This is a genomic window from Demequina salsinemoris (assembly GCF_000974805.1).
Lineage (GTDB): Bacteria > Actinomycetota > Actinomycetes > Actinomycetales > Demequinaceae > Demequina > Demequina salsinemoris.
On record NZ_BBQZ01000003.1, the window covers coordinates 106,540 to 118,194 of the forward strand.

Genomic DNA, 11,655 nt, shown 5'->3' on the forward strand with positions numbered 1-11,655 from the left:
AAGTGCGATAGTCGGAGGAATGGAGGCGGCGCCTCGCTGTGGAGAGGCTTGCGCGAGGTGTGCTCGCTGAGTGCGGATGAGGTGACAGCAACGGCTCCGACGCCAGACCTCTGTCACCCGGGGGCGGTAGGGTCGAGGCTTCGCCACCCCGACCGGAGGACTGCATGCCCGCCTACGATCTCCACGACAGGCTCGTCGTGGGCGTGGCCTCGAGCGCGCTGTTCGACCTCACGGAGTCCGACGCGTACTTCCGCGAGCACGGCGAGGCCGCGTACGCGGCGTACCAGGACCGTCACCTCGACGACCTTCTCGCGCCCGGCCCCGCCTTCCCCTTCATCAAGCGGCTCCTGACGCTCAACGACCTGCGCCCGCGCGACCCGCTGGTCGAGGTCATCGTGCTGTCGCGCAACGATGCGACCACGGGCCTGCGAGTGATGCGCTCGATCGAGAAGCACGCGCTCGGCGTGACCCGTGCGTTCTTCACGCAGGGCAGGTCCCCGCTCGAGTACGTGCCCGCGCTGGGGATGAGCCTGTTCCTCACGCGCAACGCGGACGACGTGGTGACCGCGGTGAAGGCCGGCCATCCGGCGGGCCACGTGCTCGAGAACACCGCTGCCTACGACGATGCGGATCGGGGCCTCAGGATCGCGTTCGACTTCGACGCGGTGCTGGCGACGGACGAGTCGGAGCGGGTGTTCCAGTCGGAGGGCATGGACGGCTTCGTGGCCAATGAGGTCGCGAAGCGGGACGTCGCTCACGCGCCGGGGCTGCTGCAGCCGCTCGTCGCGGACCTCAACCGCATCCAGCGGCTCGAGCAGGAGCGCCAGGCGCAGGACCCGTCGTACGAGCCGCGCGTGCGCATCGCGCTCGTCACGGCTCGCGCGGCACCGGCTCACGAGCGCGCGGTGCACTCGCTGCGCAGCTGGGGCGTCACGGTCAACGATGCGTTCTTCATGGGCGGCATCGAGAAGGCGCGGGTGCTCGAGGTGCTGCGTCCGCACATGTTCTTCGACGACCAGCACGGGCATCTGAGCCCGGCCCTGGAGCATGTGGCAGGCGTCCACGTGCCGTACGGCGTCGCGAACGAGCCGCTCTTCTAGGAGCCGTTCAGAACGGGGTGCCGGCGGCGCGGGTGATCTTGCGGCGCGTGTCGGGGTCCAGATGCGCGTCGAAGAGCTCCAGCGCCCAGGAGAAGGCGCTCGTGAACGCGCGCCAGGTGAACCGTCCGACGGAGCCGAGCGCGCGGACCGGCGCCTCGACGACAAGCACGGCGTACCCGATCGCGTTGAACACGAGCGCGAGGATGCTCGAGTGCGGGACCTGCGGGCCGGTCGTCACGCGCGCGGTCGTCATGGCAGCTGGGTGGGGGTCGCGTGCGAGCGCCGTGGATTCTGCAGCGCGGCCTCCTCCTGGTGGCGGGAGTAGGCGTACTCCCAGAGGCGTTGGAAGGCCGTGCGCGGGTCGGGTCGCGTCGGCACGGTGACGCCGAGGTCGAGACGGGTGGTGCGCGGCTGGATGATGAGCCGCGGGGTGGCGAACGAGGTCATGGCGGGGACTCCTGTGGCGGCGGGCGTCACGGCGGTGACGCGGGCGTCACACGGCCGTGGCGCCCGAGCCCAGGCTGTGCCCGGTCGGTCTACGGTCGGTAAACAGGCGGACAATGCGGCACGGGGCGTCGCGCGGCAGAGCGCGATGGAGCGCGGTGGAACGCGGCGCGAGGCGCCGACTTCAGAGGTTCGGTCAGGCGGGCAGATGCAGCCGGTAGAACCGGAAGAAGCTGAAGTCGGAGATGGGCAGCACCGACACGTCGGTGAAGCCGGCCTCCATCGCGTAGTGCGTGAGTGTCGCGGGCCGCATTACGGTGCCGGTCCCGGCGGACGGCTGCGACGACATCCCATCGGGGAGGCAGACGAACAGGCTGAAGCCGTACATGAGCCGTTCGACGTCGTCGCCGGGCGCCACCGCGTCGCCGACGCCCTCGTCCATCACGATCACGACGCCATCGGGCTTCACCGCCCGCCGTATCGCTGCCAGCGCTTCGACCGGGCGCGGCATGTCATGCAAGGCCTCGAAGACGAACACGCCGTCGAATCGACCGCTGAGATCCGCCACGTCACCCGCATGGAACACGACGCGATCCCAGGAGGACGACTCGGAGGCGTTGCGTCGCGCGCGCTCGATTGACGGGCCGTCGATGTCGATGCCCGTGACGGCGGCGAGCGGGTAGGCGTCGGCGAGCGCGATCGTGGACCAGCCCGCGCCGCACGCGACGTCCGCGATCCGAGCGCCGGGCCGGTCGAGCACCTGGTGGACGTCGGGCACTCCGCGGATCGCGTCTGCCAGCAGGGACTCGAACCAGGGCCGGTTCATGTCGGCCTGGGACCAGCGCGCATCGTCCCCGAGCTCGGTCCAGCTCACGCCCTTGCCCGTGCGATACGCGTCGAGCAGCGCGGGCATGTGAGAGGCCGAGCCGGACAGCATGCGGGCCAGCGGGGCTATGTAGGCGAGGGAGTGCTTGTCCGTGAGCGCCTCGGCGGCGCCCTCGGGAAGCCGGAACTGCATCGGGTCGGTGGGCAGGGCCTCGAGGAATCCGGAGGTGACCTGCTGCTCGAGCCACTCCTGCGCGTATCGCGGGTGCGTGCCGGTGCGCTGAGCGAGCTCGCTCGCGGTCAGGGGGCCGGCGGCCGCGAGCGCGCGATACCAGCCCAGCCGATCGCCGAGGTGGATCGCGAGGATGTCGATCGCGCCGAGCGCGGACGCGAAGACGAGGTCCGCCCAGGCGTTGGCGGGTGCGTGAGGATGCAGGGACATGGCAGGTCTCCTCCTGCGGGCGTCTTCGCTCACATACCTCCAGGGTCGCACCGGAGGCGTCGAACGTCCACCCGTTCGACGGGAGACCGGCCTAGCAGCCCGTCAGCACTTCCTCGCGGAGCCCGAGCTTCCCCACGTGCACGTGTCGACCTTCGTGCCGGCCCGGTTCTTCAAGACGGCGACGTCTCCGTCGTTGTTCCAGATGTACCAGGTGCTGCGCCAGTAGCGGTGCTTGCTTGAGTTGCTGCCCTTGCCCGTGTGGAGCGTCACCGTGGCGCCGGGCTTGAGGGTGAGCGTGCCGAACTTGTACACGTGCCCGGCCTTGTCCCGCACGGTCCAGCCGGTGATGTTCCGCGACTTGCTGCTGTAGTTCTTCACGACGATGTACTCGGCGTTGAGCGACGTGTTCGAGCCACGGTCCGAGCCGGGGCTGTTGTACTGGACGTACGAGAACCGTACGGCCGACGCGGCGTCGGCGGGCTCGGTCCCGACGGTGACGCTCCATGCGAGCGCCATCGTCAAGGCGATGGCGAGCGTGGTCACGCGGCGAACAGCAATCATCGGTTGCCCCCTCAGGCATTCGCAGTATCGGCATCGGGATTCTACGCGCGAGCAGGGATGCCGAGGTTCCGCACGTGCGCGAGATCACATGGCCCGCTCCGCGGGTGCCATCCGCTTCTCGCGGCACCGGGTGTTGCGATGTGACGGATGTCACATACAGTCGTGCCATGAGCATCGAGAAGACGCGCCGAGAGGTCACCCGCCTGCGGGCGGAGTTCACGGTTGAGCCGCGCGAGAGCGCGCTTCGCCTCGCCCAGCGACTGTCCTGGTACTCGATGGAGCTCGCGCTCGCCAAGGACTACAAGAGGTCCGAGGAGGCGTGGGAGGAGGCGTACGGCGTCGCCCGCTGCATGCTCGAGGGCGGCGGTCCCACGCAGTACGAGCGCACCGAGCTGATCCGCATCGGCGTCGGCACCGCCCACGCGCTGCTGCTCGCGGGCCGGCAGGACGATGCGTCTGCCGTCGTCGATGAGACGGAGCGCCAGTACGACCGTCTCGTGGCGCAGGCGGACGATCCTTCGACGGTGCTCGCGCTGCGCGGCCCGATCCTCGGGGTGCGGGCCGAGATGCTTCACGATCAGGGGGATCGTGAGGCGGAGATCGAGGCCGTGTGCGAGTCGATCCTCGAGATGCTCGCCGGTTCCGAGGCGAGTCCGGCGATCGTGAACTCGATGGTCAAGGAGCCGCTGCGGAGGCTCCACGCGCTGGTCGTCGCGGGGGACGACGTGTAGCTTCCGCGCGACACGCCGTGTCGTGCGTGGTTAGCCTGAGATCACGGGGGTGTTGATCGCAGGCTGAGGGGACAAGGGGGAGGCCATGCCGGGAGGCGAGGGCCAGGTGCGGCCGCCAAGGCTGCCCGAGGCGGGTTGGCTGCCCGATCCTGCACTGGTGGACGTCGAGCGCTACTGGGACGGCCACCGCTGGAGCGCGCATACGCGCGATCGCGACACCAAGCTCGAATTCGTCGATCCGCTGTGGACCGCCGCCGAGCACCTGGACCGTCGTCGCACCGACGTGAAGCCCATCGATCCGCGCTTCGAGGCGATCCCGGAGCTTCCGGGAGTGCCGGCGGCGGCCGCGACCCATCCGCACAGTCACTGGGTCATGGGGTTCGCGCTCGTCGGCGTGGTCGCCGCGGGGACCATCGCCTCGGCGGGCCTGTTCTCGGGGACGCTGTCGTGGGGCGGTGGCGGTTCGGCGGTACCGGCGGGCCCAGCCGTCGACTATCCGGTCTTCGGGTCGGATGCACTGAGTCTCTACCTCGCGCGAAGCCTCGTCGCTCAGGAGCAGACGATCGACCTGTCATGGATCGCCGTGGACGGCGACGAGCGCGAGGCGCTGGTCGAGGACGCGCTTCTCGAGGTCGCGGCGCAGAACCCGTACGTGTACATCGATCCCGACGCGGCGGAGTTCGCGGAGCTGGGCGACGCGCTGACGCCCGCGTACTCGTATACCGACACGCAGGCCGCGATGCGGCGCGAGCGCACGGCGTCAACGGTCGACGTGATCGTGCAGTCCGAGGCGGTGGCCGGGGCCGTCGGCGATGTCGCGACCGCTGCGGCGCTCTACGACGCGCTGATCGACGCGACCGAGTATGACGCGGACGGCGCCTTCTCCTCGGGCTCCGCGAGCCTGAGCGAGTACGAGGCCTACGGCGCGCTGGTCGACGGCGTCGCGGTGGGCGAGGGGTACGCGCTCGCCTTCCAGGCGCTCGCCGAAGCCGCAGGGCTCACGAGCGTCGTTGTCACGGGCACGGCCTACGACGGCGACGTCCTCGGTCAGCACGCGTGGAACAAGGTGCTCATCGGCGGTGCGTGGCTCGTGGCCGACGCCGCGTACGACGACCTCGGCGAGCTGGGCGCGTCGCACGACTACTTCCTCATCGCGGACTCCAACTCGGCGATGTCGTCGCGCGCCGCGGACAGCGACTGGGTGGCCGACGATCTGGTGTGGACCTTCGGGAGCTAGCCGGCACGGCGCGTCGCGCGCCGGCTCGGGCGTGAGCGTCAGTGCCAGGTGGCGGGACGGCGCGCGGCGTTCGCGATCTCGTCGACCTCCTCGAGCGTGAGGACCCCTGCCCGACGCTCGAAGTGATCCGGCAGATCGAGCGGCCGCAGCACGGCGACGTCCGCCGGCGGCTGGAGGAACGTCAATCCCTGCCCGATCGCGCCCGCGACGATGACGAGCGTGGGGCGGACCTCGACGAGCGCGCCGGTCGCGTCCGACAGCAGGCGGCCCGCGATGTCGGCGTCGGCGCGGGCGTCGAGAAGGTGGTTGGCGGGACGGCCGTCGACCATGACGTCGTCCGCGCCGATCCACACCCGCTTGCCGCGGTGATTGCGGGTCGTGACGGTGAAGACTCCTCCTGGCCCGACGAGCAGGTGGTCCAGCCGTGAGCCGGCGGGGCCGAACGGGACTCCGTGCAGCACCTGCCAGCCGACGTCCGCGAGGCGATCCAGGCGGGCGGAGATCGCGTCGCTCGCGGCGGGGTCGTCGTGGGGCTCGGCGTCGTCGCGAGCCGTGACACCGGGGATCTCGGTGGGACCCGGTGCCGCGGCAAGGATGCGTGCAGGGTCGTCGGGCGGGTCGAGCGCCGGGACCGCGATGTGCTCGCGCGCCGCCCAGGCGCGCACCGCGAGGTCGACCAGCTCGGCGTCGCCCTCAGGGCTCACGGTGAGGCAGCCGGTCCCGAGGTCGATCCAGCCCAGCTCCGTGCCGTCCGCGCGCGCGACCCTGACGCGATCCCTGCCTGGCGCGCCGAGTCGGGTGACGGTGAAGCCGGTCATGGTCCTCAGGAGACCTCCTTGCCTTGACTCGCACATTACGCGCGCGGTGCGCTTCCCGGAAGAGGTGACGCGTCCACAGATCAGGGGGGACCGACCCGGCGGGCTACCGTGGAACGAGGGGGAGGGCTTCGAAGGGGGCCCAAGGTGAGGTGCGCATGGACGATGCGCGCGCGTCGAGGAACCGGCGCGCTGCTCGCGCTCGGCCTGGCTGTCGGCGTCGCGGGATGCTCCGGTGGGGACGATGCGGCGACGACGGTCGCGTCGGCGCCCCTGGCATCGTCCGGGGCTGCGAGCTCGTCCCCAACCCCCGCATCGTCCGTGAGCCCCGCGGCCCTGGCCGCGGAGGACCCGGCGATGCCCGGCGGTGAGTACCCGGTCTACGGCAGCGACGAGCTCGTGAAGTATCTGGCGCGGGCGCTGGTGAACCAGGAGGACCCGATCGACCTCACGAGCTTCGCGGGCGCGAGCGACGGCTTCGCCGTCGACGTCATGGACGCGATGTCCGAGGTGATCGCCCAGGATCCGTACGTCTACCTGGACAGTTGGGACTACTGGGATGACGACCCCGGCCCGCGCGTGCTGCCCGTGTACCTGTACGACGATGCCGCGGCCGATGGGCGGCGCGCCGAGACCGCCGCGGTCGTCGACGAGATCCTCGCGACGTCCGACGTTGCGGCGGCGGCCGACGATGATGAACTCGCCCTCGCGCTGCACGACGCCGTGATCGTGCGCACCGAGTATGACTGGGAGGCGTCCGAAGCGATCGACTCGTTCGACACGACCGACGCGGGCGCCGCGCTCGTCGCCCGGTCGCAGCAGGCCTCAGGGGCCCTCGTGGACGGCACGGCGGTGTGCAACGGCTACGCGCAGGCGTTCCTCGTGCTCGCGGAGGCGGCGGGGCTCGACGCGGTGCTCGTCACCGGCACCACGGACGGGAGCGATGTCTTCCACGCGTGGAACAAGGTGCTGATCGACGGCTCGTGGATGGTCGTGGATGCGACCTGGGACGACACGGACGTCGGTGCGCCGCTGCGCGACTACTTCCTGCTCGGCGACGGAGATCCGCTGCTCGACGGCCGCGAGGCCGACACCGACTGGATGGTTGACGCGTACCTGGGCGATTACGGGGAGTGACAGCACCGCAGGAGCGCGACTGCCCTTCTCAGCCCGGGCGGCAGTCGCTACTCTTCCGTGTGAGAACGGGAGGTCTCGGTGGGGGAGCATGACGCGCGTGTGGTGGCCGGTGACGAGTCGGCCACGCAGCCGTACGTGCCCGGCGCATCGTCCGCCACCGGGGTATGGACCGGGTCGTCGAGCGGGGAGCCGGCATCGTCCTGGACCTCCGAGCCGATACGAGAGCGCCGCGGCCGACCCGCGTGGCTGCAATATGTGCTGCTCCTGACCGTGACCGCGGCCGCAGTCGGGCTCGCCGGCTACGGAGGGCACCTGCCCGGGTGGGTGCCCTGGCCCGACGCGCTCACACCCCAGCAGCCCGAGGCTCCCGACGTCGCGTACGCGGTGCACGGCTCCGACGAGCTGAGCGTCTACCTGGCCACGAGCATGGTCGCCCAGGAGGACTCCATCGACGTGACGTGGCTCGTCTCCGACGAGGACGACTTCGAGGCGATCCTGACGGACACGATGTACGCGGTCGTGACGCAGAACCCCGCAATCTTCGTGGACGGCTGGGCGGTTCAGGGCAACGCGGTCCGCGTCGAAGTGGTGCCCGACTACGTCTACGACGACGTGGAGGCCGAGCGTCGCAGGGCCTCCGCACAGGCCGAAGCCGAGAGGATCGCCGCGCTTCCCGCGATCGTCGCGGCCGCGGACGACGCTGCCCGCGCCGCTGCGATCCACAACCAGGTGATCGCCGCCACCGAGTACGACTGGGATGCCTACGACGCGATCAACTCCGGGGCGTTGGACGCCAACGCCGCGGTCGTGGCGCGCTCGCAGGAGGGCTACGGTGCGCTCGTCGAAGGCGTGGCCGTGTGCACCGGCTACGCGCAGGCGTTCCAGCTGATCGCCGACGCCGCGGGACTCGACAGCGTGATCGTCACCGGCGAGGTGTCGGAAGGGTTGAGCACGGACGGGCACGCATGGAATCGGGTGCTCGTGAATGGGTCCTGGCTGGTCGTGGACACGACGTGGGACGACGAGGGCGAGGGCTACGTCGCGAGCGACGAGTACCTGCTGCTCGACGACACGTCGCCGCGGTTGCTGACCAGGATGGCGGACTCGGACTGGGCGCTCGACGCTGAGCTGGCCGCCTACGGGGCGTAGCCACTCTTCTCGGTACTGACAACAGCCGCTAGTCTTCCCTGGTAGTGGGGGAGGTTACGTGGACGACAACGGCGCGCGAGCGCGGAAGCCGGTTTTACCTGCGCCAGGTTGGCTGCCGGATCCGAGCAGGCTCGACATCGAGCGCTACTGGGACGGGCACAGCTGGACCGCGCGAACACGCGATCGTGTGTCGAAGCTCGAACGAGTGACCTACCCCGAACTTCAGCGTTCGGGGCGCGCGAGCCGTGGCGGTCGGGGGCCCCGCGATGCGCCTTTCGTGTGGCGGGGCGGCTCGAACTGGGACCCGGCGCCCTTGCCTCCACGGCCTCGGGCCTCGCGCATGACGCGGGTGGTCGCTGTGCTCGCCATCGTTGTGGGACTCGTGACCGTGCTCGGATACGCATGGCAGTTGGTGGACCGCGAGGCCTGGGAAGCGGTCCTCGCCGATGAGTCCCCGACGGGGCCGGACGTCGCGTACACGGTTCACGCCACCACGGAGCTCAGTCGATACCTCGCTCGAAACCTCATCGCACAAGAAGATCGCATCTCCGTGTCGGCCTTCATGGATGACAACTTCGACGAGGCGCTCTCGGATGCGATGCAGGAGGCGGCTGCGCAGAATCCCGACGTGTTCATCAATTCGTGGCAGTGGACCACCAGCGCATCCGGGGCGTGGGTCGAGCCCGCCTACACGTACGACGATGCCGAGGCCGAGCGGCGTCGGGTCGCCACGGCGCAGGCCGTCGACGCGATCGTCGCCTCGCCCGCGGTCTCCGGAGCCACGACGCAGGTCGAGCTCGTGACGGCCATCCACGATGCGGTGATCGCCGCGACCGAGTACGACGACGAGTTCTACCAGTCGACGTTGGGCGCGACGATCGAGCCGGGCCCCGATCAGGGCCAGGAGGCCTACGAGGCCCTCGTCGAGGGAACCGCGGTGTGCAACGGGTACGCGCAGGCGTTCCAGCTGCTCGCCGACGCTGTCGGGCTCGACAGCGTCATCGTCACGGGCACTGCGAACAACGGGCTCACCACCGGCCGGCACGCGTGGAACAAGGTGCTGATCGACGGCGAATGGCTCGTCGTGGACACGACGTGGGACGACCTGGGTGCGGCCGGCGCGCGCCACGACTACATGCTGCTGTCGGCGTCGAGCCCGCTGCTCGCCTCTCGCGCCGCCGGGACCGAGTGGGCGATCGACTCGGCGATCGCGGGGTACGGCGAGTAGTCACGGCGTTCCTTCTCAGGATTGACAGCGGTCGCTAGTCTTCCCTGGGAGAAGGGGTGATCTCGTGGTCTCGAACGGTAGGACGGTACGAAGGCTCGGACCTGTGGCTGCGAGCAGGCTGGCCGTGGTGCTCGCGCTCACCGCCTGCACCGGTGGGGACTCCGCCGAGCCGTCGGACTTCGCGTCGACGTCGAACGCGGGCGGCGCATCGTCCTCCGCGTCCGTCGACGGCCACGTCGACAACCCCTTCGCCGGCGCGACCATGTACGTCAACGCCCAGTGGTCCGCCCAGGTCGAGGAGACCGCGTCCGACTACGAGGACTCCGACCCGGACCTCGCCGACGACATGCGCGCCGTGGCGTCCGAGCCGACCGGCGTGTGGATGGACCGCATCTCGGCGATCGATGGCAATGCCGACGGGCCCGGGCTCAGATATCACCTGGACGCCGCCCTCGACCAGCAGGACGGCGACCAGCCCATCACCGTGACCGTCGTCGTGTACGACCTGCCCGGGCGCGACTGCTTCGCGCTCGCGTCCAACGGCGAGCTGCCCGCGACCGACGAGGGGCTCGAGCGGTATGAGACCGAGTACATCGACGCGCTCACCGCGATCTTCGCGTCGCCCGAGTACGAGGACCTGCGGATCGTCACGGTCCTGGAGCCGGACTCGCTGCCGAACCTCGTCACCAACTCCTCGGACGCGAACTGTCAGGCGGCCGATCCGTACTACCGGGCCGGCGTCGCCTACGCGCTCGACGCGTTCGCCTCGCTCCCGAACGTCTACACCTACATCGACGCGGCGCACTCGGGCTGGCTCGGGTGGGACTCGAACTCGGGGCCTTCGGTCGCGCTGTTCGCGTCCGTCGTGGAGTCCACCGAGGCTGGTTTCGACGCCGTCGACGGCTTCGTCACCAACACCGCGAACTACACGCCCACCGAGGAGACCTATCTGGCCGATGCCTCGCTCCAGGTGGGTGGTCAGGAGATCCGGTCTGGGAGCTTCTACGAGTGGAACTACGACTTCGACGAGGCCGACTGGACCGCGGATCTGTACGCGCGGGCCGTCGCGGCGGGCTTCCCTTCCACCATCGGGATGGTGATCGACACCTCCCGCAACGGCTGGGGAGGCGACGATCGGCCGACCGAGGTGACCGACGCATCGTCCGTGGATGCGTATGTCGCCGCCAACAAGATCGACGCGCGCACGCACCGCGGCGCGTGGTGCAACCAGTCGGGCGCGGGGCTGGGGCTCAGGCCGCAGGCGCTGCCGTCGGGGTATCCGGACTCGCACCTGGACGCGTACCTGTGGGTGAAGCCGCCGGGGGAGTCCGACGGGTCTTCCGAGGAGATCGACAACGACGAGGGCAAAAGTTACGACCTGATGTGCTCGCCGTCGTACTCGACCGAGCGGCTTGGCGGTAACACGACCGGGGCTCTGGCCGATGCGCCGCTGTCGGGGAAGTGGTTCGCTTCCCAGTTCGCCGAGCTCGTCGCGAATGCGTATCCGGCCGTGGGCGAGGAGAACCCGCCTGCCAGGGAGGACGACTCGGTGGAGCTGGGGTCCGCTGAGGACTCGGCGGCCGGTGACTCCTCAAGCGATGCGGACGATGCCTGGGGTGAGGACGATGCGGTCGTCGCCGGGGAGTCTGGCGAGTGCTCGGCCTCGCTCGAGGTGACGAACTCGTGGCAGGGCGGGTTCCAGGCGAACGTTGTCGTGACTGCGGTGGGTGACCTGGCGGGCTGGGAGGTCTCGTTCGACCTGCCGACGGGCGTCGAGATCGACGGGCTGTGGAACGGCGACTCGTCCGGGACGAGCGGGGCCGTGACCGTGGGCGACGTCGGGTGGAATGGCGTGTTGGCCGCGGGCGAGACGGGGGAGTTCGGGTTCACCGGGACAGGGGATGCGCCTGACGGCGTGGACGTGGAGTGCGTGGGGAACTGACTCTTCTCGGTTCTCGAACTGATCGCTAGTCTTCACCCGAGGGG

12 protein-coding genes and 1 pseudogene are annotated in these 11,655 nt (G+C 70.0%); 8 read left to right on the forward strand and 5 right to left on the reverse strand.

Annotated elements, in window-relative coordinates:
- The first annotated feature begins 164 nt into the window (after positions 1-164).
- Positions 165-1,100: a 5'-nucleotidase gene (locus tag AOP78_RS07460; RefSeq protein WP_062202813.1), complete on the forward strand. Its 936-nt coding sequence runs from the start codon at positions 165-167 to the stop codon at positions 1,098-1,100.
- A gap of 7 nt (positions 1,101-1,107) precedes the next feature.
- Here AOP78_RS07460 and AOP78_RS07465 read toward each other — a convergent pair whose 3' ends face one another.
- The 4 genes from AOP78_RS07465 to AOP78_RS07480 form a co-directional block, all read right to left on the reverse strand.
- Entirely contained in the window at positions 1,108-1,353 is a 246-nt protein-coding gene (locus tag AOP78_RS07465) for a hypothetical protein (RefSeq protein WP_062202815.1), read from the reverse strand.
- Positions 1,350-1,547 carry a hypothetical protein gene (locus tag AOP78_RS07470; protein ID WP_062202817.1) on the reverse strand — a complete coding sequence of 66 codons (198 nt, stop codon included), beginning with the start codon at positions 1,545-1,547 and terminating at the stop codon, positions 1,350-1,352. Before AOP78_RS07470 ends, AOP78_RS07465 begins: the two co-directional genes overlap by 4 nt.
- 193 nt (positions 1,548-1,740) lie before the next feature.
- Positions 1,741-2,811, reverse strand: a complete 1,071-nt coding sequence (locus AOP78_RS07475) for a class I SAM-dependent methyltransferase (protein ID WP_062202818.1) — start codon at positions 2,809-2,811, stop codon at positions 1,741-1,743.
- Positions 2,812-2,913: 102 nt separating this feature from the next.
- Positions 2,914-3,372 (reverse strand): lamin tail domain-containing protein, encoded by a 459-nt coding sequence (locus AOP78_RS07480; RefSeq protein WP_083979920.1) that lies wholly within the window; start codon positions 3,370-3,372, stop codon positions 2,914-2,916.
- A gap of 167 nt (positions 3,373-3,539) precedes the next feature.
- Between AOP78_RS07480 and AOP78_RS07485 the strand changes: the two genes are divergently transcribed.
- On the forward strand, positions 3,540-4,103 hold the full coding sequence (locus AOP78_RS07485) for a hypothetical protein (RefSeq protein WP_062202820.1): 564 nt from the start codon (positions 3,540-3,542) through the stop codon (positions 4,101-4,103).
- Positions 4,104-4,188: 85 nt separating this feature from the next.
- A complete protein-coding gene (locus AOP78_RS07490) occupies positions 4,189-5,340 on the forward strand; it encodes a DUF2510 domain-containing protein (RefSeq protein WP_062202821.1) in 1,152 nt (383 codons plus the stop codon).
- A gap of 38 nt (positions 5,341-5,378) precedes the next feature.
- On the opposite strand, the gene AOP78_RS07495 is transcribed toward AOP78_RS07490, so the two are convergent.
- Positions 5,379-6,158 carry a nuclease-related domain-containing protein gene (locus AOP78_RS07495; protein WP_062202822.1) on the reverse strand — a complete coding sequence of 260 codons (780 nt, stop codon included), beginning with the start codon at positions 6,156-6,158 and terminating at the stop codon, positions 5,379-5,381.
- A 162-nt stretch (positions 6,159-6,320) separates the two neighbouring features.
- Here AOP78_RS07495 and AOP78_RS07500 point away from each other — a divergent pair, with 162 nt between their 5' ends.
- The 5 genes and pseudogenes from AOP78_RS07500 (at position 6,321) to AOP78_RS07515 (ending at position 11,611) form a co-directional block, all read left to right on the forward strand.
- On the forward strand, positions 6,321-7,292 hold the full coding sequence (locus AOP78_RS07500; protein WP_062202823.1) for a transglutaminase domain-containing protein: 972 nt from the start codon (positions 6,321-6,323) through the stop codon (positions 7,290-7,292).
- 78 nt (positions 7,293-7,370) lie between these two features.
- Positions 7,371-8,441, forward strand: a complete 1,071-nt coding sequence (locus AOP78_RS07505) for a transglutaminase domain-containing protein (protein WP_152659451.1) — start codon at positions 7,371-7,373, stop codon at positions 8,439-8,441.
- Between the two features lie 58 nt (positions 8,442-8,499).
- Positions 8,500-8,616, forward strand: a pseudogene (locus AOP78_RS15605) (DUF2510 domain-containing protein); the annotation flags it as partial.
- A 183-nt stretch (positions 8,617-8,799) separates the two neighbouring features.
- On the forward strand, positions 8,800-9,669 hold the full coding sequence (locus tag AOP78_RS07510; protein WP_236685331.1) for a transglutaminase domain-containing protein: 870 nt from the start codon (positions 8,800-8,802) through the stop codon (positions 9,667-9,669).
- Positions 9,670-9,772: 103 nt separating this feature from the next.
- Positions 9,773-11,611, forward strand: a complete 1,839-nt coding sequence (locus tag AOP78_RS07515; protein WP_062202829.1) for a glycoside hydrolase family 6 protein — start codon at positions 9,773-9,775, stop codon at positions 11,609-11,611.
- Positions 11,612-11,655 lie beyond the last annotated feature (44 nt).

What these genes read in the sequence shown, in the direction of transcription:
- AOP78_RS07460 (WP_062202813.1), top strand. Translation starts at nt 165, where the DNA reads ATGCCCGCCTACGATCTCCACGACAGGCTCGTCGTGGGCGTGGCCTCG.
- AOP78_RS07465 (WP_062202815.1), bottom strand. Translation starts at nt 1,353, where the DNA reads ATGACGACCGCGCGCGTGACGACCGGCCCGCAGGTCCCGCACTCGAGC.
- AOP78_RS07470 (WP_062202817.1), bottom strand. Translation starts at nt 1,547, where the DNA reads ATGACCTCGTTCGCCACCCCGCGGCTCATCATCCAGCCGCGCACCACC.
- AOP78_RS07475 (WP_062202818.1), bottom strand. Translation starts at nt 2,811, where the DNA reads ATGTCCCTGCATCCTCACGCACCCGCCAACGCCTGGGCGGACCTCGTC.
- AOP78_RS07480 (WP_083979920.1), bottom strand. Translation starts at nt 3,372, where the DNA reads ATGATTGCTGTTCGCCGCGTGACCACGCTCGCCATCGCCTTGACGATG.
- AOP78_RS07485 (WP_062202820.1), top strand. Translation starts at nt 3,540, where the DNA reads ATGAGCATCGAGAAGACGCGCCGAGAGGTCACCCGCCTGCGGGCGGAG.
- AOP78_RS07490 (WP_062202821.1), top strand. Translation starts at nt 4,189, where the DNA reads ATGCCGGGAGGCGAGGGCCAGGTGCGGCCGCCAAGGCTGCCCGAGGCG.
- AOP78_RS07495 (WP_062202822.1), bottom strand. Translation starts at nt 6,158, where the DNA reads ATGACCGGCTTCACCGTCACCCGACTCGGCGCGCCAGGCAGGGATCGC.
- AOP78_RS07500 (WP_062202823.1), top strand. Translation starts at nt 6,321, where the DNA reads ATGCGCGCGCGTCGAGGAACCGGCGCGCTGCTCGCGCTCGGCCTGGCT.